The sequence below is a fragment of the Arhodomonas sp. SL1 genome (genome assembly GCF_052060015.1).
Lineage (GTDB): Bacteria > Pseudomonadota > Gammaproteobacteria > Nitrococcales > Nitrococcaceae > Arhodomonas.
In genome coordinates, this window is sequence record NZ_JBPODZ010000014.1 from 33,238 (window position 1) to 54,412 (window position 21,175).

Consider the following 21,175-nt stretch of genomic DNA (forward strand, 5'->3'; position numbering starts at 1 on the left):
CAAGGCCACCACGCCCGCGGCCGGCGGATCAAGCGCAACGATCAGCCGCCGAAGGGCGGCAGCCTCTTTTCGACCAGCTCGCCTCGAAGCCGTGCATACTCCGGCAGGCCGTTGCGATAGGGGGGATAGTCCTCGCCGGCGATCAGCGGGCGCAGGTAGCGGCGGCAGGCCTCGGTGATGTCGAAGCCGTCCTCGCTGATGTACTCCCGCGGCATATCGGCCTCCACATTGGCGACCTCGGCGAGTTGCGCCTCACCCACCTCCCAGCGGTAGGGCTCATCGGCCAGCCGCCGTATGGTGGGCATCACGCCGTTACGCCCAGCCAACGCCATCTCCACCGCGGCCCGGCCGAGGGCGTAGGCCTGCTCCACGTCGGTGGCGGAGGCGATGTGGCGGGCGGCACGCTGGAGGTAATCGGCCACGGCGTAGTGGTACTTGTAGCCGAGCTCGGAGCGGATCATATCCGCCACCACCGGGGCGACACCGCCGAGCTGGATGTGGCCGAAGGCGTCGCGGCTGCCCTGGTCGGCGAGGAAGGTGCCGTCGGCGCTGCGCGCGCCCTCCGAGACCACCACCACGCAATAGCCGTAGCGGTCCACGCTCTCCTGCACCCGGGCGAGGAAACGGGGGCGGTCGAAGGCCACCTCGGGGAGCAGGATGACGTGGGGCGGGTCGCCGTCCTGCTCGCGGGCGAGCCCCGCTGCCGCCGCGATCCAGCCGGCGTGCCGGCCCATGGTTTCGAGCACGAACACCTTGGTGGAGGTCTCCGCCATGGAGCGCACGTCCAGGCCCGCCTCCCGGGTGGAGACGGCGATGTACTTGGCCACGGAACCGAAGCCGGGACAGCTGTCCGTGCCGGGGAGGTCGTTGTCCACGGTCTTGGGGATGCCGATGCAGGTCACCGGGTGGCCCAGGCGCTCGCCGATCTGGGAGACCTTATGGGCGGTGTCCTGGGAATCGCCGCCGCCGTTGTAGAAGAAATACCCGATGTCATGGGCCTTGAAGATCTCGATGAGCCGCTCGTACTCCGCGCGACTCTCGTCCAGGCCCTTGAGCTTGTAGCGCGCGGAACCGAAGGCGCCGGCCGGAGTGTGGCGCAGCGCGGCGATGGTCTCCGCGCTCTCGCGGCCGGTGTCGATGAGCTCCTCGTGCAACGCGCCGAGGATGCCGGCACGGCCGGCGTAGACCGTGCCAATGGCCTCCGGATGGGCGCGGGCCGTCTGGATCACCCCACAGGCGGTGGCATTGATTACCGCGGTGACACCGCCCGACTGGGCGTAGAAGGCATTCCTGGCGCTCATGACAACTCGCTCCGTTTCTCGTTATCGCCGTTCGGGGACGTGACAGGCGGATTCTACTAAGGCCGCCCCCCGGCGACCACACGACCCGGGAATCAGCCGCCCGTCACCGCCGGCCAGAGGAAGATCAGGGCCAGACCGGCACCGACGAACAGCACCCGCAGCCCGACCGCACGTCGGGCGATCAGCCCGTGGCTGATCGCGACCAGGGCGAGCGCGATCCGCGCGAATGCGGCAACGGCGGCCAGGGGATCCTCGGCCAGGCCCAGCACCTCGGGGCTGGCCACCATGGCCAGGGGAATGACGTACAGCCCCAGGCCCAGAGCCATGGCCCGTACCGCCACCCGCAGCCAGTTCTCCCCGGCCATACCGGCGGCGATGAACACCCCGCCGCAGACCGGCGGGGTGATGGTGGACAGCAGCGCATACCAGAACACGAACAGGTGGGCGAGCAACGGCGCCACCCCCAGCTCCGTCAGCGCCGGCCCCGCCACCGAGACACAGATCACATAGGCGGCGGTGGTGGGCACCTCCATGCCCAGGGCCAGGCAGGCCAGGGCAGTGAGCAGCAGCGCCGGCCACAGGGTATCGCCGGACAGGGCCAGGATGGCCGAGGTGATCTTCACCCCGAGCCCGGTCATTCCCAGCACGCCGATCACCAGCGATGCGCAGAGGATGATCGAGCCGATCACCGCAACCTGGCGACCGGCGATGAGCAGCGCCGCGCCGAAACGGCGCAGGAACGCCGGCAGCGAGAAACGCAGGCGCGCGTCGAACAGCAGCAGCGCGGCGGCGGTGAAGATGGCGATGCTCGCGGCATACTGCGGCGTGACCCCGCCGTTGAAGATCCGCTCCAGCAACACCCCGAAGGGCAGGACGAAGAACAGCGCGGTGGTCAGCAGCGTCCGCCCCGCCGGGCGTTCGCTGGCGGCCAGGGGCCGGAGGTCGTGGCGGCTGGCGAAGGCGTTGATGCCGAACCACACGGTGGCGAAAAAAAGCAGCGCCGGCAGCACCGCCGCTGCCATGATCTCGGCGTAGGGGATGCCGGTGAGCTCGACCATGACAAACGCCCCCGCCCCCATCAGCGGCGGCATGATCTGGCCGCCGGAGGAGGCCACTGCCTCCACCGCGGCCGCGAGCGAGCGGGGGTAGCCCAGCCGGATCATCGACGGGATGGTGATGGAGCCGGTGGAGGCCACGTTGGCCGACGCGGAACCCGAGATGGAGCCGAGCAGCGCCGAGGAGATCACCGAGACCTTCGCCGCACCGCCGCGCAGCCGCCCGGCGACGGCACTCGCCAGGTTCATGAAGCCCTGTCCCGCCTCGCCGGCGTTGATCACCGCACCGAAGATCACGAAGATCGCCACGATGCCCACGCTCACACCGGTGAGCGAGCCCCAGAGCCCGCCCTCGGCGATGGTCAACGACCCCACCACGCTGCCCAGGGGCTGGCCCGGATGACCGTATTCCCCGGGGATGTGTTCGCCGAAGGCGGCATAGAGCAGCGCCGCCGCGGCCACCGCGGGCAACGGCCAGCCGATGGCCCGGCGCGCGGTCTCCAGGGCCAGTAACAGCAGGAACAGCCCCACCGCCATCTGGAACGGCCCCTCGATAAAGCCGTACTGGTCCGCAAGGGCCGGCTCATTGGCGGCGATATAGAGGCAGGCGGCCACGCCCGCCAGGGTAAGCACCCACCCGCTCCAGCGCTGCCACGGGCCGGCCGCCGCGTAGATCAGGATCCACGGCAGCACCAGGGCCATGTGGATGGGCCGGGCGATGAGCGCCGGGGCCAGCCCGTAGAAGATCAACCCCAGGTGGAAGGCCACGGAGATCGCACCCAGGGCCATCCACCCGCGCGGCTGCGCTTCGGGGGTATCCAAGGCGCCGCGTCAGCCGCTCAGCGAAGCCGCTCCGGCACCTCTATCCCCGCCTCGTCATAGTAGCGCAGCGCCCCCGGATGCAGCGTGCCGGCGATATTGCCGACCATCTCCGGGGTGACACCCGCCCACCAGGGGGACTCCTCGGCCATGGCCTCACGGCGCTCCCAGAAGCTGCGGGTGATGGTGTAGGCGGTCTGCTCATCCATGGCGGCGGTGGTATAGGCGATCACCGGCAGCGAGGTGGTCTCCACGTCGGCATCGATGCCCGCATAGGTACCGCCGGGGATGGTCTGATGGGCGGCGCCGGTGGCCTCGATCTCCTCGTCGCTGAGGGATACGAGGCTGATGTCCATGCTCGCCGCCGTCTCGATGACGTTGGGTGCGGGGAAGGTGCTCGCGGTAACGAACCCGTCGATCTGGCCGTTCTTCAGCGCATCCGGGCCGCTGCCGATGTCGGCGTCGGCGATGCGCACGTCATCGATGAGATCGAACAGCTCCAGATAGCGCCGGGCCTCCCGTGCACCGAAGCTGCCGCGGCCGATAAGGATATGCTTGCCCGCTAGGTCCTCCAGGCCAAGCAGGCCGCCATCTCCCGCCACCACCCAGTGCATGGTGAGCGCGGGGATGGGGAAAAGCCCACGGATCCCCTCGAAGGCCGATGTCGGCCGGCCCTCGAAGGGTGCCTCCGCCGCCATGGCCTTGTTCACCAGCGCCGGCGGCGTGGTGAACACGTAGTTGCCGCTGCGCTGCATCACCGCCATGACGTTCTGGACCGAGCCCTGGCTCTCCTCCAGGGTCACCACCACGTCGCCGTCGGTGCCGGCCTTGATCGCCTCCGAAAGCTCGACCCCCATCTGGTAATAGGCGGTGCCGGCGGCGGCGGACTTGTAGGTCACCCGTGTCTGCGCGGCCGCTGGTGCCACCAGGGTGGCGACGAGCGCGGCGGTGACGGTGGCCCAAATAGCGCGTCGAAGCATGCCCATGACTCTCTCCCCTCTCGCATCGCTTGATGGCCGCCGATTCTGCCCGCCGCCCCGGCACCGCTCAAGCCGGCGGCGGGCATGAATGCGGCACGCTAAGCGGTTACCATGCCCAGCGTCAGGGCTCCGCCCCTCAGGATCACGGAGAGCGAATGCCGCCGCTGCAACACATCGCCCGCATCGTCCTCGACATCTGCTTGCTGCGACGCGGCCCGCAGGACCTGCCGGCCTCCACCAGCCTGCTCGGCCTGGCCATCGCCGCCAGCGCCCTGGTCGGCTATCCCACGATGCGCGCGCTGCCGGAGGCGACGGGCACCCCGGGCATGGACGTCATCGTCGGCCTGGTGGTCACCTTCGCCTTTGCCTACGGGCTGCTGCAGGCCCACGGCCTGGGCAACCGCCTGGTGCAGACCGCTAGCGCGCTGTTCGCCACCGACGTCGTGATCTCCGCCATCGCCCTGGTGGTTCTCACCCTGGTCCCCGGCCAGGCACCGGTCGCCTCGCTGGCGCTGCTGGTGCTGGTGGTCTGGAACGTCGCCATCGTCGGCCACATCTTCCGTCACGCCCTGGACACCGGCATGAGCCTGGGGGTCGCCTGGGCCCTGGCCCTGATGATCGGTTCCGGCCTGCTCCTGGAGTGGCTCCATGCCTGAGCCGGATATCGACATACTGGGCATCTGCGGCACCTTCATGGGCGGCATCGCACTGCTGGCCCGGGAATCCGGCTTTCGCGTCAGCGGTGCCGACGCCGGCGTATACCCGCCCATGAGCACCATGCTCGCCGACGCCGGCATCGCCCTGCGCGAGGGCTGGGCCCCCGACGGCCTGCCCGCGGCCGGCGAGGTGGTGATCGGCAACGCCCTGTCCCGTGGCAACCCGGCGGTGGAGGCGGTGCTGGATGCCGGCCGCGACTACACCTCGGGGCCGGAGTGGCTGGCCCGCCAGGTGCTGCGCGGGCGCTGGGTCCTGGCAGTGGCCGGCACCCACGGCAAGACCACCACGGCAAGCCTGCTGGCCTGGATCCTGGAATACGCGGGCCTGGAACCGGGCTTCCTCATCGGCGGCGTGCCCGGCAACTTCGGCCGTTCCGCCCGCCTCGGCCGGGGCCCGTTCTTCGTCATCGAGGCCGACGAATACGACACCGCCTTCTTCGACAAGCGCAGCAAGTTCGTCCATTTCCGGCCGCGGACCCTGGTGCTCAATAACCTGGAGTACGACCACGCGGACATCTTCCCGGACCTGGCCGCCATCCAGCGCCAGTTCCATCATCTGATCCGCACCGTGCCGGGATCCGGTCGGATCCTGGTCAACGGTGACGACGAAGCCCTTGCCGGGACCCTGGCCATGGGCTGCTGGAGCGCTACGGAACGCCTGGGCGCCGGCGCCGGCAACGACTGGCAGCTGACCACCGACGGCGAGGGCTGGCGACTGGACGGCGATGAAGCGCTCCGCTTCGACGCCCCGCTACCGGGCACCCACAACGCCCGCAACGCCGCCGCCGCCCTGCTCGCCGCCCGCTACGCCGGTGTGCCACTGGCCCTCGGCGTGGAGGCCCTGGCCGGTTTCACCGGCGTACGCCGGCGGCTGGAGGTTCGAGGCGAGGCCGGCGGGGTGCGCGTCATCGACGACTTCGCCCATCACCCCACCGCCATCGCGGCGACCCTGGCGGCCCTGGGCCACGACCACCCCGGGAGGCTCCTGGCCGTGCTCGAGCCGCGCTCGAACACCATGCGCCTGGGCGTGCACCGGCAAACCCTCGCGGACAGCCTGGCCGCGGCGGACCAGGCGTTCGTGTTTATGCCTGCGGATCTGGGCTGGGACGTCGCCCGGACACTGGCGCCACTGGGGGAGCGGGCCCACTGCGCCGGCACGATCGACGAGCTGATCGCGGCGGTGGCCGCGGCGGCGCTGCCCGGCGACACGGTGGTAGTGATGAGCAACGGCGGCTTCGGCGGCATCCACGAGCGGCTGCTCCAAGCCCTGGCGTTGGAGGACACCCGCCCATGATCGACCACGCGGTCACCGTCGCCATCACCGGGGCCTCCGGGGGCATCTACGGGCTACGCCTGGTCCGGGCGCTGCTCGCGGCGGGGGAGCGGGTGTACCTCCTCATCTCGGAGGCCGGGCGCCTGGTACTCAAGATGGAGGAAGACCTGGCTCTGCCCGGCCGCAGCGCCGAGACCGCCGCCGCGCTCGCGGCCCACCTGGGCGTCAGCGCCGAGCACCTCACCGTGTTCAGTGCGAAACAGTGGACCGCGCCGGTGGCCTCCGGCTCCGGCGCCCCCCGCCGCATGGTCGTCTGCCCCTGCACCACGGGCAGCCTGGCACGCATCGCCGTCGGCACCAGCGATGGGCTCATCGAGCGCGCCGCCGACGTTGTCCTGAAGGAACGCGGCCGGCTGATCCTGGTGCCCCGGGAGACGCCGCTGTCCGAAATCCACCTGGAGAACATGCTGCGGCTCAGCCGCATGGGCGCGATAGTGCTACCGGCCAACCCCGGCTTCTACCACCGCCCGGCGGACATCGACGCCCTGGTGGACTTCGTGGTCGCACGCGTGCTCGACCAGCTCGGGGTGGACAACCACCTCGGCCCGCGCTGGGGTCAATCGAGTGAATGACGCTTGGGGAGCGGGGTTGGCGGACTTCGTCCGCCCTACCGACACCACCACCGATTGTAGGAGCCTGCCCGGCAGGCCAATGTTCGCGCGCGCGACGCGCTCCTACACGGATTCCGATAGCGGCGACGGGGTGGGTGGCGGGAAGGGAAGCCCGCCATCCCGGCGGATTACGGCCTGACGGCCTCCATCCGCCTTACCCTTGCGGCGGGGGACAGAGGCGGCCGGCGGCGCGGAGGGGACCCTCCGGCGGCGGCACGGGGGTGGCCGCTACGAACACCAGCGGCCAGCTCGGCAACAGGCGCTCGCGGAAGGCCCCGACCCGCCAGACGGGCGCGCTGCGACCGCGGGCGTCCCACCAGAAATAGACCAGTCGCCGCTCGCCCTCGCCGGTGACCCGCAACCACGCCCCCACCGGCCAGCGGCCGGCCCCGATGCGCGGCAGCACCGGCAAGCGGGCGGGATCCGGATCCGGGCTCAGCCAGCGCAGGGTGGACTGCAGGCGCCAGGCCGGCACCACCTGCCAGCCGCTCTCACGCAGGGCCGCCTGCAGGTCGGCGCGATCCCCCTGCCATACCCGGGTCAGCGGACGTACGCCGACAGGCCGGGCACAAACGGCCGCATCCTCCACCACGGGGCGGTCCTCGGCCACCGGATAGCGCGCCAGGGCCTCCGGGAAGCGGGCGACGGCGTTCAACGCCGCCCCGAGCAGCAGCGCGGGGATCGCGGCCAACAGGACGCGTCGCCGCAGGGGGAAGGGACAGCGGCCCGGGCCCAGCAGGGCAGGGATCGCGGCGCCCACGGCCCCCAGGGCAACCCCGGCGAGGACGTCCCGCGGCCAATGCACGCCCAGGCCGATGCGGGTCAGGGCGACCAGCCAGGCGGCAAGGCCCATCCCGAGATAGAGCCAGTGACGTGGTCGCCAGCCCGGGGGCGCCACCAGCACCGCGGTGGCGAGCACCAGCACGGTGATACCGAAGCTGTGGCCACTGGGGAAGGCATAGCCGAAGCCGTCCCCGGTGAGTGCGTTGGGCCGCGGCACCGCGAACCCGTACTTCATCGCATAGCCAATACCCACGGTGCCCGCGATCCCCGCCAGGTAGACGGCGGCGGTACGCCAGCGCCGCCCTGTGGCAAGCGCTGCTGCCGCCGCCACGGCGGCGAGTAGGACGGCCAGCGTGCCGCCGAGCTGGGTGGTCAACCAGAGCAGCCGGCGGGACGCGTCGGTGCGGTAGGTATCGGCTATCTCCACCACCACGCGCTCCCAGGGCGCCGGCACCGGCCAGATCCACACCGAGGCCACCACCGCCACCAGGGCCAGCGCGGCCGCCAGCCACAGCGCGCCGGCGGGATGGCGGAGCCCCCGAAAGGGCCGGGCCCGTTGGGAGCGCCCCACCATGCGGCTGACGCGCCGGCGCATCAGCGGGTGGAGCCAGCCGGGCAGGCGCCACAGCAGCCAACCCACTACCAGCGCCCCCACCACCAGGGTCGCGAGCCGTGTGGCGACGCTGCCGGCCACTGCCAGCGAGGCGCCGAAGACCACACCCGGGAGGAGATAGGCGGGGGCCCAGGCAAAGGCCGAACACACGTTCACCGCCATAAACCGCCAGGCCGGCATGTCCAGCATCCCCGCCACCGCCGGGGTGATACCACGCAACGGTCCGATGAAACGGCCAAGAAGCACGCTCTTGCCGCCATGGTCGGCGAAGAAGCGCATCCCCCGCTCGAGGAGCTGGGGATGGCGACGGAAGGGCCAGCGGCGGCGCAACGCCCCGCCGAAATGGGTGCCGAGCCAGAAGCTTGCCGTGTCACCGAGGATGGCCCCGGCCACGGCCCAGGCATACAGCGACCAGAACTCCAAATGGCCGGTGCCCACCAGGGCGCCCGCCACGAACATGGCGACGGCGCCCGGCACGAAGAAGCCGATCAGGGCCAGGGATTCGGCAAAGGCCACCGCCCCGAGCAGCGGGCCGGCCCAGTGGGCACGGCCGGCGAGCCAGGCGAGCAGCGGATCCAGCCACTCCATGATCAGGCCCGCCGGTGCCCGCCCGCCGGCCTAGAGTGCGGCAAAGGCGCGCTCCGCTACGTCCAGGGTATGGGCCAGTGCCACCTCGTCATGGGCGGTGGAGACAAAGGCGGCCTCGAACGCCGACGGCGCCAGGTACACCCCGCCATCGAGCATGGCGTGGAAGAAGCGCCGGAAGGCATCGGCGTCACAGGCGGCCACGTCCTCGAAGCCCTGCACCGCGCCGGCGTCCGTGAAGAACAGGCCCATCATGGTCCCCACCCGGTTGGTGGCGAACGGTACGCCGGCGGCACGGGCCCGCTCGGTGAGCCCCTCGGTGAGCCGCCGGGCATAGTCCGCCGCCGCCTCCCAGGCACCGTCGCGGGTGAGGACATCCAGGGTGGCGATGCCGGCGGCCATGGCCACCGGATTGCCGGAGAGCGTGCCCGCCTGGTAGACAGGGCCCTCGGGGGCGAGATGGGCCATGACCTCGCCCCGCCCGCCCACGGCGCCCACCGGCAGCCCGCCGCCGATGACCTTGCCCAGGCAGGTGAGGTCCGGGGTCACGGCGTAGTGGGCCTGGGCCCCGCCCGGGGCGACGCGGAAACCGGTCATCACCTCATCGAAGATGAGCAGCGCCCCGGCGTCGTCGCAGAGCCCGCGGAGGCCGTCGAGGAAGCCCGGCACCGGGGGGATACAGTTCATGTTGCCCGCCACCGGCTCCACGATCACCGCCGCGATGTCCTCGCCGTACCGCGCGAAGACCTCGCGGGCCGCCTCGATGTCGTTGTAGGGCACGGTCAGCGTCGCTGCCGCCACGCCCTCGGGCACGCCGGGGGAGCCGGGGATGCCCAGGGTCAGCACCCCGGAGCCCGCTTCCACCAGCAGCGGATCCACGTGGCCGTGGTAGTTGCCCCGGAATTTCAGGATCTTCTCGCGCCCCGTATAACCGCGGGCCAGGCGCAGGGCGCTCATGGTCGCCTCGGTGCCGGAGTTGACCAGGCGGATGCGCTCAATGGAGGGCACCAGGGCCTTCACCCGCTTGGCGAGCTCGGTCTCCGCCACCGTGGGGGCACCGAAGCTCAGCCCGCGGGCAGCGGCGGCCTGTACCGCATCCACCACCTCGGGGTGGGCATGGCCCACCGCGAGTGGGCCGTAGGAGAGGACGTAGTCCACGTAGCGGCGGCCGTCCTCGTCCTCGATCCACGCCCCCTCGCCGCGGCGCATGAACGGCGGGTCACCGCCAACCGAGCGGAAGGCGCGGACCGCGGAATTGACCCCGCCTACCAGGTGCTGGCGGGCCTCGGCGAAAAGCTCGGCGGATCGACTCATAGTCCCCATTCCCGATGCATGCTGTGATTGACGGTATCGGCAGAAACCACTTGGGTGCTCATACGCCGTGTGGCGGCGGCCACGTCATCCGCGTCGAACACGGCATTGATCACCGCCACGGCGTCCGCGCCGGCGGCGATCACCTCGGCGGCATTGTCCGCATTGATGCCGCCGATGCCCACCACCGGGATGGTGAGCCGGCGGCGCGCCTCGCGGAAGAGCTCCAACGGCGCCCGCGGGGCGTCCGGCTTGACCCGTGAGGGAAATACGCTCCCGAAGGCCACATAGCTCGCGCCCGCGGCCTCCGCCTCCAGGGCGCGGTCGAACTCGTTGTAGCAGGACACGCCGACTACCGCGCCGGCGCCGAGCACCCGCCGCGCCTCCGCCACGCCCCCGTCGTCCCTACCGATATGGACGCCGTCGGCGCCGGCCTCGGCAGCCAGCTCGAGGTCGTCGTTGACCACGAACGGCACGCCGGCATCCCGGCATTCCCGGGCGATGGCCGACGCCTCGCCGAGGCGCCGCTCACGGTCGTCCCCCTTATCCCGATATTGGACCACCCTGGCCCCGCCACGCAGCGCGGCGCCCACGGACTCCACGAGCCGGTCCGCCGGCTGCAGCGAGGCGTCGGTGATCACATACACTCCCCGGATCACCGGTGCACGCCCCATGATGATGCTTCCCCTGGCTGTCATTCAGCCATTCGAGTGTATAACCCAACTCGACGCACTGCGATCCCTTCCGCGGCCCCCGCGCAGGCGGTACCCTGACCGGCCGTCACCGGAGCGCCACGACACGGGGAAGCAACAGCGATGGAATACCGAGCCTTCATGTGCGTCGTCTGCGGATGGATCTACGAAGAGGAGCAGGGCCTGCCGGACGCGGGCATCCCCGCGGGGACGCGCTGGGAGGACATCCCGGAGGACTTCACCTGCCCGGAATGCGGGGCGGGCAAAGAGGACTTCGAGATGATCGAGATCTGAATCAGAGAAAGGCCAGGCCCACCAGGGCCGCCGCCAGCAGCACGAGCACCACCCAGCCGAGCCGGTAGAGCAGCCCGCCGCGACGATCCCCCGCTACGGACCGCATCTTCTCCGGTGGCGGGGGTGGGCTACCCGGCTCGCGGGCCTCGAACACGGAGGCATCCGCTTCGTCCTCACTCGCTTGCCGGACGGCTTGCTCGCGCCGGGCAACGCGCTGGTCTACGTGCAGCCCCTCCAGCAGGACCTCCGTCTCCTGGCGCGTCGTCTCCGAATCCGGCTCGTCCGGGACGGATTCGTCGTCCGTCCCCGCAGCTTCGCCTCGACAACGTTCCTCCAGCTTCTTGCGCCACTCCGGATCCAACGAGCGGTCGCCCTCCACCGCCGCGAACTCCTCGGCGAGGTCGTCGGAAACCCCCAGGGCGACCTGCCCCCAGCCCGCCCCCGGATCGACTTCCATCTCCGGGGCGTCCCAGCGCCGGGCCTCCGCCGCGGCCGCCTGCCGTTTTACCGTCGCCTCCAGGGCCTTACGACGCTGCTCCGATGCCTTGAGCCCGTGACGCAGCCGCGCCATCAGCTGACGCCAGCGCTCCTCGGTGGCGCGCTGATCGGCGAGGACCTGGTCATGGGTGCGTTGCTGCTCCCGACGGGCCGCCCGCTCGGCCTCCAGCTCGGTGTGCAGGGCCTCGATCTCCCCCTCCAGGCGCTCCAGCTCGGCGGATGTCGCCTCCGGGGCCTCGCCCTCGCGGTCCTCGGCGATCTGGGTACGAAGGTCCTCGTAGCGGCGCTGGGCCTGCTCCGCCTCCCGACGCACGGCATCCAGCTCCGCCGCCAGCCGCGCGGCCTCTTCCTCGGCGCGCTTGCGCCGCCCCGCGGCCTCCGCCTGACGGCGGATGACGTCCTCCTCGGCGCGCTGTCGGATGGTCTCCAGCTCGCCACGGTAGTAGGCCGCCACTTCCTCGGCCCGGGCCCGGGCCTCGGCGAGCTCCGCGCGCAGGCGACGGACCAGCTCCCCCTCGGCCTGCGCGGCGTTCCCCGACTCTTCCGTCATCCCTGTCCCCCTATGGCCGGATGCCCTCCCGACCGTTGCTCCCCCTCGCCCAGTCGCCCGACCCCGGTGTCGAGCCGACCATCGGGGTACAGGGTCAGCCACCGCCAGCCCGGCGGCCGCGCGTCCAGCGCGAATCGCTCGCTGCCCGGCATAAACTGCACGCAGGTGGCGGGCGCACCGAACAGGCCTATCCGCCCACTATAGCTGGCGAAGGCCTGATGCACATGGCCCCAGACCACCACCACGCGACGCTGGCTGTCGCGCAGGCACCGGAGCAGGCGCTCCCCATCGGCCAGCCCCATGGCATCAAGCCAGGGCGAACCCACCGCCACCGGCGGGTGATGGACCTGGACGAGCACCGGGCCCGTGCCCCCCGCCAGCCGAGACTCCAGGGCCGTCAGCCGGTCCTCGCCCAGCCAGCCATGGGGACCGTCCGGCGTGTGGGAGCTCAGCGACTCCACTTGCCAGGCCCCCACCCGGATGCTCTCCCGCCAGCACACCGGGGGGGCATCGAACACCGCGGCCATGGCCACCGGATCATCGTGGTTGCCCGGGATCACCAGCACCGGGACCCCGGCGTCCCGGAGATGCTCACGAAGCCGGCGATAGGCGGCCGGACTCCCATCCTCCGCCAGGTCCCCACTGACCAGAACAAGGTCCGGATCCGGCGTCTCCCGCACTGCCGCCGAGAGCACCGCCCGGGCCGTCTCTTCGGTATTCACGCCGTTGAATACGGCGCCGGCCGCGGCGAGCAGGTGCGTGTCGCTGATCTGGATGACCCGCAGCGGCTTGACGCCGCCGCCGGCCTCTGGTGTGTTAGCCGGCATCTTCGCCTCGTCGCAACAGAACCGGAGTATTCGCCCCGCCCATGAGCAATCGCACCATAGGCATCGATCCCAGGCTGCTGGATTACCTTATCAGCGAGGGCGTGCGCGAGAACGCGGTACAGCGCACGCTTCGCGAGGACACCGCCGGCATGCCCTACGCCGGCATGCAGATCGCCCCCGAGGAGGGCGCCCTGCTCGCTATGCTGGTGCGGCTAACTGGGGCGAGCCGGATCATCGAGGTCGGCACCTTCACCGGCTACAGCGCCCTGACCATGGCGCTGGCATTGCCGGAGCACGGCCGGCTGATTGCCTGCGACAACAACCGCGAATGGACGGACATGGCGCGCCGCTACTGGGAGGCGGCCGGCGTTGGCGAGCGCATCGAGCTGCGCCTGGGCGAGGCGCGGGACACCCTGGACGGCCTGCTCGAGGAGGGCGACGCCGGCGGCTTCGACCTGATGTTCATCGATGCCGATAAACAGGGCTACCCCGACTATTACGAACGGGGCCTGGCGCTGTTGCGCCCCGGCGGGTTAGTCGCCGTCGACAACACCCTGTGGCACGGCCGTGTGGTCGATCCCGATGCCCAGGACGAGGCCACCCAGGCCATACGCGCCTTCAACCACTCGCTGCGCGACGACGAGCGCGTCGACCTGTGCCTGGTCCCGGTGGCCGATGGCCTGACCCTGGCCCGGAAACGCTGATGGCCACCCTCCACACCCGGCTACTGCTGTCCACCACCCTCGCCGTTGCCCTGGCCGGCTGCGCCAGCAACCCAGCACCCGGGACCACCAGCACCTACGGCAAGGCGCGCAACGCCTGGCTCGAGGGCGACTACCAGCAGGCCTTCCCCGCCCTGCAACGGGCCGCGGAATCGGGCCAGGCCCGTGCCCAGTACGCCGTGGGCTATATGTACTACTACGGCCAGGGCGTGGGCCAGGATGACCGCCGGGCGATGCAGTGGATCCGCCGCGCCGCGGACGGCGGCGACCCCCGAGCCCGCGAGGCCATGGACCTCCTCGCCGGCAACGTCACCGCCGAGGACAGGGCCCGCGGCGGCCTCGCGGATCCGGAGCCCGAGGAGGCGGAGGGCGACGGCGGCGAGTAAGGCCCGCGGTCACGCCCTAGAACTCCAGGCGCAGCCCGAGGTGGACGGCGGAGTCGAAGGTCTCGGTGTCGTCCGTCCGCTCGTTGCCGATGCGTACGTTGCGGTAGCCGAGATAGGCGTGGGCGTTCTCCAGCACGGCGTACTCCGTGCGCACGGCGAGCTCGGTGTAGCGGTCGATGTCGCCGCCGGCGGTGACATCCGGGGCAAAATAGCCATGGCCCGCAAAGGCGAGGCGATTCCAGTCCGGGCTGGTCCAGTGAAAGCGCCCACCCAGCCCCAGCGCGGTGCCATCGGCATCGCCGCTGTCCAGGCGCGCGTGGAAGAGCTTGGCGCCGATGCCGACGTCCAGCGCACCCCGGCCGGGGGCGGCGTCGTTGACCATGAGCATGCCGGCCCCGAAGACATTACCGTCGTCCTGGTGGTGCAACCAATCGGCGCCCACCTCCAGGCCGCTGGCGCTGTCCACGGTGCTGCGGAAACCGGCGCGGGCGCTGTCATCGCTGATGTTGAGCTCCAGCGAGTCGGCACCGGCGGGGGCGGCCACCAGGATGCCGGCGAGGGTGAGGGTGCGGGCGAGGCCGTTCATTGCCTGTCTCCTACTGCGAGGGTTCACGATAGGCCCATCCTAGGCCGCGCGCAGGGCGCCGTCATCCGTTTCGGCGCAGCCGGAAGACCAGCTCATGAAGCGTCGTCATCCCGCGACGGCGGAAGCCCTCATGGCGCTCCAGCGTGTCCTCCCGTATCAGCCGTTCCACCTCGAAACCATCGGCGAACAGCGCCCGCACCTCCGGCTCGGGCACGGAGAACGGCGGGCCGCGCATCTCGGCCTGGTCATAGTCCATGGTGATCAGCAGGCCGTCGCTGCCGCCAGGCAGCAGGGTCGCCAGATGCCGGGCATAGGCCGGGCGCTGTTCCGGCGGCAACGCGATCAGCGCGGCCCGGTCGTAGATGGCGGCCACCCCGGGGAGGTCCTCCGGGGTCAGGTCGAAGAAGTCCCCCTCGTAGAGGCGCACCGGGCCGCTCTCCCAGAACGGGATGCGGCCGGGCTGCCGGCGGACCTGCCAGCCCTGCTCGGCGAAGAAGCGCTGGATGGCCCCGGGGGCGATCTCGATGCCCACCACCCGGTGGCCGCGGGCCGCCAGCCAGGCCATATCGAGACTGGCCCCGCACAAGGGCACAAAGACCGTACTGCCGTCGGGCAGGCCAAGCCCCGGCCAGTAGCGGCGCAACCAACGGTTGATATCGCGCTGGTGGAAGCCGATCTCACCGCGCTCCCAGCGCGCGTACCAGAACGCTGCATCCATGGTCCGATTCCCTCCCGGCAAAAGGCGCGGGTACGATAGCGCAATGGCATCCGCCCTGTCCCCGCCCCAACGCGCGGCCACCGCCATCGCCGGCGTCGCCCTGCCGCCGGCCCTGCTGCTCGCCGCCCTGGGCACCGCCTGGGGGCTGCTCTCGCTGATGGACTTCGCCTATCCGCTGCTCTACCACTGGCTCGACATCGGCGCCCATATCAACGAGTACGGCCCGCAGAACCGCTACCGCGAGGGCTTCCACACCCTCTCGGCCACCGAGCACCAGGCCCTGTTCGCGGAGATCGTCGCCGCCATCAACCGCGGTGGCGACGGCCTCGCCCTGCTGGACTACCGCCCCGCCCGCGCCGACGCACCGGTGCCCCTGCTCCGCACCCCGGAGATCGAGCACCTGCGGTTGGTGGCGGAATGGGTGGGCGTGCTCCGCCGCGCCGCCCTGGCCGGTGCCGTGATTGCCGCAGCCGCCATCGCTTGGCTCGCCCGCGTGCGCCAGGCGCCCAGCCCCCGGACCCTGCTGGCCTCCGTGGGCCTAATCGCGACGCTGGCCCTGGCGTTCACCGCCGCGGCCTTCGACGCCGATGGCTGGTTCGCCCGCTTCCATGACTGGGCCTTTCCCCCCGGCCACCAGTGGTTCTTCTACTACCAGGAGTCGCTGATGACCACGCTGATGAAGGCCCCGGACCTGTTCGGCCCGCTGGCGGCGATGCTCGGCGGGCTCACCGCCGCCCTCGCCGGCTCGACCCTCTGGCTCGTCCACCGTTTGCTGGCCCGGCGCCGGGCGGCATGGGATCATTGACGCGAGATGTCCCCGGCAACGAGAGGCCACGAACCCATGGAACCGGACGCGCTGGTCCCGGCGCTGGCGCAACGCCTCGGCCCCGAGGCGGTGATCACCGACGAGGCACGGCTGGCGCCCTACCTCGAGGAGCGGCGCGGCCTGTTCCATGGCCGCTGCCGCGCCGTCATCCGCCCCGCGAGCACGGAGGAGGTAGCGGAGAGCGTGCGACTGTGCGCGGCGGCCGGGATCAGCATCGTGCCCCAGGGCGGCAACACCGGCCACTGCGGGGGCGCCGCGCCGGATGCCGGCGGCGGTCAGGTGATTCTGTCACTGGAACGGCTGGACCGCATCCGCGCCGTCGACCCCGTGGGCCACACCCTGGTGGCCGAGGCCGGCTGCATCCTGGCCGATGTCCAGCGGGCGGCGGCGGAATCGGACCGGCTGTTCCCCCTGAGCTACGCCGCGGAGGGGCAGTGCCGCATCGGCGGCAATCTGGCCACCAACGCCGGCGGCATGAACGTGCTCCGCTACGGCAACGCCCGGGACCTGGTGCTCGGGGTGGAGGTGGTGCTCGCCGATGGCCGGATCTGGGACGGGCTGCGCGCCCTGCGCAAGGACAACAGCGGCTACGACCTCAAGGACCTCTTCATCGGTGCCGAGGGGACGCTCGGCATCATCACCGCCGCCGTGCTGCGCCTCTTCCCCCGGCCGCGCCACCATGCCACCGCCCTGGTGGGGCTCGATGGCCCGGAGACCACCCTCGAGTTGCTGGCGCTGCTGCGCGCCGAGACCGGGGACGCCCTCTCCGCCTTCGAGATCATGGCCCGGAGACCGGTAGAATTCGCCCTGCGCCACGGCGCCGGCTGCGTGGAGCCCTTCGAGCAACAATGGCCGTGGTACGTGCTGCTGGACGTTACCAGCTCCCGCCGGCGCGATGACCTGCCGGGGCTGCTGGAGGCGGCACTGGCGCGGAGCGCGGGCATCGCCCGGGATTATCGCGTCGCCGCCGAGGCCACCGACCGGGAACGGCTCTGGGCCCTGCGCAACGCCATCCCCGGTGCCCAGAAGCACGAAGGGGCGAGCATCAAGCACGACATCTCCGTGCCGCTGCCCGCCATCCCCGAATTCTTGGCGCGCGCCACCGCCGCGGTGGAGCGACGACTGCCGGGCGTGCGCCCCTGCCCCTTCGGCCATGTGGGCGACGGCAACATCCACTTCAACCTCAGCCAACCACCCGGTATGGACGCCGACGAATTCCTGGGGCGCTGGGACGAGTTCAACCGCCTGGTACATGACATCGTCGCGGAGTTGGACGGCTCCTTTGCCGCGGAACACGGCGTCGGCCAGCTCAAGCCGGCGGAGGTGGCCCGGCTGAAGTCACCGGTGGAGCAGGATCTCATGCGATGGATCAAGCGGGCGCTGGACCCGGAGGATCGGCTCAATCCCGGGAAGGTGGTCCCACCGGGGGACTGACCACCGACGCACACCCTAGGCGAACATTCGCGCGCAGGGCGCGCTCCTACGAGGGCGATGGCCACCACCGGGGATGTAGGAGCCTGCCCTGCAGGCGAACCTTCGCGCGCAGGGCGCGCTCCTACACGGGACATGACCACCGCCGGGGTGTAGGAGCCTGCCCCGCAGGCGAACCTTCGCGCGCACAGTGCTCCTACACTGCATGTTCACGGTCTATAGGTGCAGGCGAGAAAAAGGCGGGATCACGGGAGTCGCCGGCACCCGCCGGGGGCGGATGCCGGCATCGGCGCAGCCGACCTTACGAGGCCTCCACCCAGGCGGAGCACCAACCGTTGCGGTTGACCAGCTTGCCCGGGAAAGCACTGCACGGCCCCCACTCGGCACCGTCACGGTCGGTGAACAGCTGGCAGTTGGCGCAGTTGGCACCTTCCGTGCGCGCACCCCCCGCCTCGGCGGCGTCATGCACGTAGCTCAGCGCCTGGGCGGCGGGATCGTCCTCGGTCAGCTGGGGCATGTCGTCCTGGGCCTGGGCCTGACGACTCACCAGCGCGGCGCCCAGCGGCGCGGCGGCGACGCCGAGCAGCCCGGCACGGAGGAAACGACGACGGCTCTCGTCATGATGGCTCTGGGACATAGCAGTCTCCTTGCGTCTTGCGGGTATTCGCGGGCCGGTTCTCCGGCCTCTGCTTGCTCTCCGCCCCGTCCCCCGGTCGTTTCCGACCCCTGATTGGTTTCGTTGACTCTCCAGGGACTGCCACCGATGCGGCAGTGCGAAACGACCATGCTCAATGTAACGCGTCGCACCGCTTGGGTCACGTCCCACAGTCTTTTTAGGACAATGACTTGAAACACTAACACGAACGATTATTATTTACGTACGTAACGAGGAGAGAGCCCCATGAGCTATCGCATCGACGCCCACCTCAACGGGCACAACCCCCGCCTGGAGCTACGCGACGCCGACACCGACCGGGTGCGCCTGGTCTGGGAATATCCGCGGGAGGAGGCGGCCTCCGGCGTCAACGATCCGGACCCCCCCTGGCCCGGGAACTGGCCATCGAGGAGCTGTTCCGGCGGCTGTTTCTGCTGACCACCCGGGACCGATTGCGGGAGAAGTGAGGGAAGGGCCCGGGAGAAAGCGCCGGGGCCCGGGCGGAAGGCGCAGGCACCCGTAGGGCGGATGGAGGCCGTCAGGCCGCAATCCGCCACCCCCGGCGGTGCGGTGCCCGGCCCTACGCCGTCGCGCGGGTCAGGGAGGCGCCCGAGAGATTCCGCGCGAGGCGGATGGTGGCCTCGTGGGGGATCTTGCCGATGGGCGCCAGGCTCACGCCCACGGGGAGCTTCGGCGCCCGGCGGGCACAGTGGGCACTGATGGCGTCCCAGGCATAGCCGATCTGCTCCAGGGAACGCTCCATAACGCCCTCGTCGTCGCTGAGCAGCCACTCCTCCAGATCCGGGGAGATACTCACGCCGAGCCAATGCAGGAAGCGGATGTTCCGCGGCCCCTTCACGGGACAGAGGGTGAGCAGTAGCTCCGGCGGTACCTCCGGCAGGCCGTTATCGACCAGCGCGTCCACCAGATCGGTGAACTCCTCGGGATGGTAGATGATCTGGGTGGTGAAGAAATCCACCCCCGTCGCCATCTTGCGACGCATGCGATCCGCCTCGTTCCGGCGGGTGGGGATGCAGATATTGCCCACCCGAAGCCCGGGCGCGTTGATGGCCCCGCGGATCATCTCGTTGGCCTCCGGCACCGACGGCCCGGGATAGTCCACCCCACTCTTCTCGCCGCCCACCAGCACGAACTGGCGCACGCCGTATTCCTCCCAGGTCTCGCGGAACCAATCCGCCTGGGCCTGCCGGTCGAGATGCACCACCACGCGGTTGATCATGCTCTCCAGGCCGAGCTCGTCGCGGATCCGCCGCGCCAGCACCCGGGGCTCCACCCGGGGTTCGAAGGGCTTGCGCCGCTCGCCCTTGTCGCTCTTGCCGCTCTCCTCGCGGATCTCCGGGATATTGATCCCATCGAGCCCCACAGCCTCGTGGATGGCCGCGGCCTTCTCCAGCGCCGCCGCGACGCCGCGCTCGCCGCTGCGCAGCTCCGGCGGCACCACTTCGAGATTCAACCCCGCGGGCCGGGCATTCGGGTTCTTCGGCTGCGTCACGCGTTTCCCCCCTGTATCCTTGGCTCCAGCGCGCACCGCGCCGGGAGCGATCAATGGTATGAATGAAACCGAACGGATGAGTTCATTGACGCAATCAGTCTCAAGCGGGAACGGCGCGAGGTCAAGGCACTCGTGAAGTTTATGAATGAATTGATACCAGAACCTGAATATCGCTCATACAAGAGGAGGCCTCACCCCATGCACCCCTTTCGTCTGCTCGCCCTACTCTCCCTGATCCTCCTCGTCGCCGGCTGCGCACAGAACCCGCAGAACCTGCGGCTCTCCGTGGAACCGCCGAAGCCTGTGGCCAGCGTCGCCGGTGGCCCGGGCGTTGCCCTGGAAACCGTGGACCGGCGGGAGGACAAGGCACTAGGGCGGCTCGAGAACCGGGACCAGCCAGCTGCCCCCATCACCTCCGCCCAGGACATGGCCTACGTGCTCAAGCTCGCCGCCGGCGAGACCCTGCAGCGCGCGGGCTTCAGCGCCGAGCTCTGGTCCGACAGCGCCTCGCCACGGCTGCTCATCGAAATCACCGAGCTCGAGCACGTCATCACCGCCGATATCCCGCGCAAGATGGAGACCCGCGTGACGCTGAACGCCCGCGCCTGGCGGGGCAACGAGCGAATCACCGCCAAGGCTTCCACCCGCCGGGACAGCCGCATCGCCAACGCACCGGGCAAGGAACGCAACGCCGCAGAGATCGAAAAGGCCCTGGCCGACGCCCTGCGCGAGCTCTTCGACCAGCGGCTAGTGGACTTCCTGGCCGGACGGGGCTAAATCAGCCGCGACTACGGAAGGCGACGCCCATGCCGCTGCTACGGCAGTGGGTGACCACTGCGGGGATGCGGCGGGGCATTGCCTGGCCGGCGACGGCGGAATAGAGCTGCACGTCGATATGCAGTCCGGGCAAGAGCATCACCGGCCCGGCCCGCAGCCCCAGGCCGGCACGGTTGACGTCACGGGTACGGTATTCGCCCACGAACCGCCCCCGAAGATAGACCGTCACCCGCATGTCCGCCGGCACCCGTCCCAGGCGGCGTCTCCGGCGCTCGGTCTCTCCCTTCATCCAGGCCTCCACAGGGGGTTGTTCGCGGGGCAGCCACGGCTAGCATAGCGCGCTGCTCCCGACCCGTAGCCGCCACAGGCCCGGACACCGCCGAGCGGCGCATTTCGGGGTATAGGAGGGGCATGAACTACTCCCGCCAAGCCTTTCAGGCTATGGCGCGAGTTTCGCGTCTCATTGGGCGTGCCGGCTCATCCGGGGGATGATTCGGTCTTACCGCCCTCCACGCATCGGCCGGTTCCCGACCGGATAACTGCTGCTCGGCCCAGCTCATCAGCACCCGGGCGGCGTTTTCGTCCCGCGAGCA

General features: G+C 70.6%; 23 protein-coding genes. 10 read left to right on the top strand and 13 right to left on the bottom strand.

Features of this window, described 5'->3' with window-relative positions; translation table 11 throughout:
• Window positions 1–41: 41 nt before the first annotated feature.
• From ACQ754_RS14825 to ACQ754_RS14835, 3 genes are all read right to left on the bottom strand, one after another.
• Window positions 42–1,301, bottom strand: coding sequence for a 6-phosphofructokinase (locus ACQ754_RS14825; protein ID WP_440997818.1), 1,260 nt, complete (start codon window positions 1,299–1,301; stop codon window positions 42–44).
• A gap of 92 nt (window positions 1,302–1,393) precedes the next feature.
• Window positions 1,394–3,145, bottom strand: coding sequence for a TRAP transporter permease (locus ACQ754_RS14830; RefSeq protein ID WP_440997819.1), 1,752 nt, complete (start codon window positions 3,143–3,145; stop codon window positions 1,394–1,396).
• 50 nt (window positions 3,146–3,195) lie between these two features.
• On the bottom strand, window positions 3,196–4,161 hold the full coding sequence (locus ACQ754_RS14835; RefSeq protein WP_440997820.1) for a TAXI family TRAP transporter solute-binding subunit: 966 nt from the start codon (window positions 4,159–4,161) through the stop codon (window positions 3,196–3,198).
• Between the two features lie 149 nt (window positions 4,162–4,310).
• On the opposite strand from ACQ754_RS14835, the gene ACQ754_RS14840 reads away from it, so the two are divergent.
• From ACQ754_RS14840 to ACQ754_RS14850, 3 genes are read left to right on the top strand one after another with little or no spacing between them, the layout of a single operon-like run.
• Window positions 4,311–4,811: a hypothetical protein gene (locus ACQ754_RS14840; RefSeq protein WP_440997821.1), complete on the top strand. Its 501-nt coding sequence runs from the start codon at window positions 4,311–4,313 to the stop codon at window positions 4,809–4,811.
• Complete coding sequence (gene mpl, locus ACQ754_RS14845) at window positions 4,804–6,165, top strand: UDP-N-acetylmuramate:L-alanyl-gamma-D-glutamyl-meso-diaminopimelate ligase (RefSeq protein WP_440997822.1); 1,362 nt, start codon at window positions 4,804–4,806, stop codon at window positions 6,163–6,165. Before ACQ754_RS14840 ends, mpl begins: the two co-directional genes overlap by 8 nt.
• Window positions 6,162–6,776 carry a UbiX family flavin prenyltransferase gene (locus ACQ754_RS14850; RefSeq protein ID WP_440997823.1) on the top strand — a complete coding sequence of 205 codons (615 nt, stop codon included), beginning with the start codon at window positions 6,162–6,164 and terminating at the stop codon, window positions 6,774–6,776. Before mpl ends, ACQ754_RS14850 begins: the two co-directional genes overlap by 4 nt.
• Window positions 6,777–6,969: 193 nt before the next feature.
• Here the strand turns inward: ACQ754_RS14850 and ACQ754_RS14855 are convergent, their stop codons facing one another.
• Genes ACQ754_RS14855 through thiE form a run of 3 tightly spaced genes read right to left on the bottom strand, consistent with a single transcriptional unit; the run spans window position 6,970 to window position 10,781 of the window.
• On the bottom strand, window positions 6,970–8,799 hold the full coding sequence (locus tag ACQ754_RS14855) for a VTT domain-containing protein (protein ID WP_440997824.1): 1,830 nt from the start codon (window positions 8,797–8,799) through the stop codon (window positions 6,970–6,972).
• Between the two features lie 30 nt (window positions 8,800–8,829).
• The gene (gene hemL, locus ACQ754_RS14860; protein WP_440997825.1) at window positions 8,830–10,110 is read right to left on the bottom strand and encodes a glutamate-1-semialdehyde 2,1-aminomutase; all 1,281 of its coding nucleotides are present in this window, start codon (window positions 10,108–10,110) and stop codon (window positions 8,830–8,832) included.
• A complete protein-coding gene (thiE, locus tag ACQ754_RS14865) occupies window positions 10,107–10,781 on the bottom strand; it encodes a thiamine phosphate synthase (RefSeq protein ID WP_440997826.1) in 675 nt (224 codons plus the stop codon). The genes hemL and thiE overlap by 4 nt, the downstream gene beginning before the upstream one ends.
• 141 nt (window positions 10,782–10,922) lie before the next feature.
• On the opposite strand from thiE, the gene ACQ754_RS14870 reads away from it, so the two are divergent.
• Window positions 10,923–11,093 carry a rubredoxin gene (locus ACQ754_RS14870; protein WP_440997827.1) on the top strand — a complete coding sequence of 57 codons (171 nt, stop codon included), beginning with the start codon at window positions 10,923–10,925 and terminating at the stop codon, window positions 11,091–11,093.
• 1 nt (window position 11,094) lies between these two features.
• On the opposite strand, the gene ACQ754_RS14875 is transcribed toward ACQ754_RS14870, so the two are convergent.
• Both ACQ754_RS14875 and ACQ754_RS14880 read right to left on the bottom strand, forming a co-directional pair.
• A complete protein-coding gene (locus tag ACQ754_RS14875; RefSeq protein ID WP_440997828.1) occupies window positions 11,095–12,141 on the bottom strand; it encodes a hypothetical protein in 1,047 nt (348 codons plus the stop codon).
• Window positions 12,138–12,968: a phosphodiesterase gene (locus ACQ754_RS14880; RefSeq protein WP_440997829.1), complete on the bottom strand. Its 831-nt coding sequence runs from the start codon at window positions 12,966–12,968 to the stop codon at window positions 12,138–12,140. The genes ACQ754_RS14875 and ACQ754_RS14880 overlap by 4 nt, the downstream gene beginning before the upstream one ends.
• Before the next feature lie 41 nt (window positions 12,969–13,009).
• On the opposite strand from ACQ754_RS14880, the gene ACQ754_RS14885 reads away from it, so the two are divergent.
• Together ACQ754_RS14885 and ACQ754_RS14890 are read left to right on the top strand one after the other, a co-directional pair.
• Window positions 13,010–13,672 carry a class I SAM-dependent methyltransferase gene (locus ACQ754_RS14885; protein ID WP_440997830.1) on the top strand — a complete coding sequence of 221 codons (663 nt, stop codon included), beginning with the start codon at window positions 13,010–13,012 and terminating at the stop codon, window positions 13,670–13,672.
• A complete protein-coding gene (locus ACQ754_RS14890) occupies window positions 13,672–14,076 on the top strand; it encodes a tetratricopeptide repeat protein (RefSeq protein WP_440997831.1) in 405 nt (134 codons plus the stop codon). The genes ACQ754_RS14885 and ACQ754_RS14890 overlap by 1 nt, the downstream gene beginning before the upstream one ends.
• A gap of 16 nt (window positions 14,077–14,092) precedes the next feature.
• Here ACQ754_RS14890 and ACQ754_RS14895 read toward each other — a convergent pair whose 3' ends face one another.
• Together ACQ754_RS14895 and ACQ754_RS14900 are read right to left on the bottom strand one after the other, a co-directional pair.
• Window positions 14,093–14,662 (bottom strand): YfaZ family outer membrane protein, encoded by a 570-nt coding sequence (locus ACQ754_RS14895; RefSeq protein ID WP_440997832.1) that lies wholly within the window; start codon window positions 14,660–14,662, stop codon window positions 14,093–14,095.
• Window positions 14,663–14,723: 61 nt separating this feature from the next.
• Window positions 14,724–15,380, bottom strand: a complete 657-nt coding sequence (locus tag ACQ754_RS14900; RefSeq protein WP_440997833.1) for a thiopurine S-methyltransferase — start codon at window positions 15,378–15,380, stop codon at window positions 14,724–14,726.
• A 43-nt stretch (window positions 15,381–15,423) separates the two neighbouring features.
• Between ACQ754_RS14900 and ACQ754_RS14905 the strand changes: the two genes are divergently transcribed.
• Both ACQ754_RS14905 and ACQ754_RS14910 read left to right on the top strand, forming a co-directional pair.
• The gene (locus ACQ754_RS14905; protein ID WP_440997834.1) at window positions 15,424–16,185 is read left to right on the top strand and encodes a DUF1461 domain-containing protein; all 762 of its coding nucleotides are present in this window, start codon (window positions 15,424–15,426) and stop codon (window positions 16,183–16,185) included.
• A gap of 36 nt (window positions 16,186–16,221) precedes the next feature.
• The gene (locus tag ACQ754_RS14910) at window positions 16,222–17,640 is read left to right on the top strand and encodes an FAD-binding oxidoreductase (protein WP_440997835.1); all 1,419 of its coding nucleotides are present in this window, start codon (window positions 16,222–16,224) and stop codon (window positions 17,638–17,640) included.
• A 298-nt stretch (window positions 17,641–17,938) separates the two neighbouring features.
• Here the strand turns inward: ACQ754_RS14910 and ACQ754_RS14915 are convergent, their stop codons facing one another.
• On the bottom strand, window positions 17,939–18,274 hold the full coding sequence (locus ACQ754_RS14915) for a high-potential iron-sulfur protein (RefSeq protein ID WP_440997836.1): 336 nt from the start codon (window positions 18,272–18,274) through the stop codon (window positions 17,939–17,941).
• A 264-nt stretch (window positions 18,275–18,538) separates the two neighbouring features.
• Between ACQ754_RS14915 and ACQ754_RS14920 the strand changes: the two genes are divergently transcribed.
• Window positions 18,539–18,730, top strand: a complete 192-nt coding sequence (locus ACQ754_RS14920; RefSeq protein WP_440997837.1) for a hypothetical protein — start codon at window positions 18,539–18,541, stop codon at window positions 18,728–18,730.
• Window positions 18,731–18,872: 142 nt separating this feature from the next.
• Here the strand turns inward: ACQ754_RS14920 and ACQ754_RS14925 are convergent, their stop codons facing one another.
• On the bottom strand, window positions 18,873–19,805 hold the full coding sequence (locus ACQ754_RS14925) for a hypothetical protein (RefSeq protein WP_440997838.1): 933 nt from the start codon (window positions 19,803–19,805) through the stop codon (window positions 18,873–18,875).
• A 198-nt stretch (window positions 19,806–20,003) separates the two neighbouring features.
• On the opposite strand from ACQ754_RS14925, the gene ACQ754_RS14930 reads away from it, so the two are divergent.
• The gene (locus tag ACQ754_RS14930; RefSeq protein WP_440997839.1) at window positions 20,004–20,582 is read left to right on the top strand and encodes a YajG family lipoprotein; all 579 of its coding nucleotides are present in this window, start codon (window positions 20,004–20,006) and stop codon (window positions 20,580–20,582) included.
• A gap of 1 nt (window position 20,583) precedes the next feature.
• Here ACQ754_RS14930 and ACQ754_RS14935 read toward each other — a convergent pair whose 3' ends face one another.
• The gene (locus ACQ754_RS14935) at window positions 20,584–20,871 is read right to left on the bottom strand and encodes a hypothetical protein (protein ID WP_440997840.1); all 288 of its coding nucleotides are present in this window, start codon (window positions 20,869–20,871) and stop codon (window positions 20,584–20,586) included.
• Window positions 20,872–21,175 lie beyond the last annotated feature (304 nt).

Bases quoted from the DNA above. Each gene is read 5' to 3' on its own strand.
- ACQ754_RS14825 (WP_440997818.1), bottom strand. From the start codon at position 1,301: ATGAGCGCCAGGAATGCCTTCTACGCCCAGTCGGGCGGTGTCACCGCG.
- ACQ754_RS14830 (WP_440997819.1), bottom strand. From the start codon at position 3,145: ATGGCCCTGGGTGCGATCTCCGTGGCCTTCCACCTGGGGTTGATCTTC.
- ACQ754_RS14840 (WP_440997821.1), top strand. From the start codon at position 4,311: ATGCCGCCGCTGCAACACATCGCCCGCATCGTCCTCGACATCTGCTTG.
- ACQ754_RS14920 (WP_440997837.1), top strand. From the start codon at position 18,539: ATGAGCTATCGCATCGACGCCCACCTCAACGGGCACAACCCCCGCCTG.
- ACQ754_RS14885 (WP_440997830.1), top strand. From the start codon at position 13,010: ATGAGCAATCGCACCATAGGCATCGATCCCAGGCTGCTGGATTACCTT.
- ACQ754_RS14905 (WP_440997834.1), top strand. From the start codon at position 15,424: ATGGCATCCGCCCTGTCCCCGCCCCAACGCGCGGCCACCGCCATCGCC.
- ACQ754_RS14850 (WP_440997823.1), top strand. From the start codon at position 6,162: ATGATCGACCACGCGGTCACCGTCGCCATCACCGGGGCCTCCGGGGGC.
- ACQ754_RS14880 (WP_440997829.1), bottom strand. From the start codon at position 12,968: ATGCCGGCTAACACACCAGAGGCCGGCGGCGGCGTCAAGCCGCTGCGG.
- thiE (WP_440997826.1), bottom strand. From the start codon at position 10,781: ATGGGGCGTGCACCGGTGATCCGGGGAGTGTATGTGATCACCGACGCC.
- mpl (WP_440997822.1), top strand. From the start codon at position 4,804: ATGCCTGAGCCGGATATCGACATACTGGGCATCTGCGGCACCTTCATG.
- ACQ754_RS14835 (WP_440997820.1), bottom strand. From the start codon at position 4,161: ATGGGCATGCTTCGACGCGCTATTTGGGCCACCGTCACCGCCGCGCTC.
- ACQ754_RS14890 (WP_440997831.1), top strand. From the start codon at position 13,672: ATGGCCACCCTCCACACCCGGCTACTGCTGTCCACCACCCTCGCCGTT.
- ACQ754_RS14900 (WP_440997833.1), bottom strand. From the start codon at position 15,380: ATGGATGCAGCGTTCTGGTACGCGCGCTGGGAGCGCGGTGAGATCGGC.
- ACQ754_RS14855 (WP_440997824.1), bottom strand. From the start codon at position 8,799: ATGGAGTGGCTGGATCCGCTGCTCGCCTGGCTCGCCGGCCGTGCCCAC.
- ACQ754_RS14875 (WP_440997828.1), bottom strand. From the start codon at position 12,141: ATGACGGAAGAGTCGGGGAACGCCGCGCAGGCCGAGGGGGAGCTGGTC.
- ACQ754_RS14915 (WP_440997836.1), bottom strand. From the start codon at position 18,274: ATGTCCCAGAGCCATCATGACGAGAGCCGTCGTCGTTTCCTCCGTGCC.
- ACQ754_RS14870 (WP_440997827.1), top strand. From the start codon at position 10,923: ATGGAATACCGAGCCTTCATGTGCGTCGTCTGCGGATGGATCTACGAA.
- ACQ754_RS14910 (WP_440997835.1), top strand. From the start codon at position 16,222: ATGGAACCGGACGCGCTGGTCCCGGCGCTGGCGCAACGCCTCGGCCCC.
- ACQ754_RS14930 (WP_440997839.1), top strand. From the start codon at position 20,004: ATGCACCCCTTTCGTCTGCTCGCCCTACTCTCCCTGATCCTCCTCGTC.
- ACQ754_RS14935 (WP_440997840.1), bottom strand. From the start codon at position 20,871: ATGAAGGGAGAGACCGAGCGCCGGAGACGCCGCCTGGGACGGGTGCCG.
- ACQ754_RS14895 (WP_440997832.1), bottom strand. From the start codon at position 14,662: ATGAACGGCCTCGCCCGCACCCTCACCCTCGCCGGCATCCTGGTGGCC.
- hemL (WP_440997825.1), bottom strand. From the start codon at position 10,110: ATGAGTCGATCCGCCGAGCTTTTCGCCGAGGCCCGCCAGCACCTGGTA.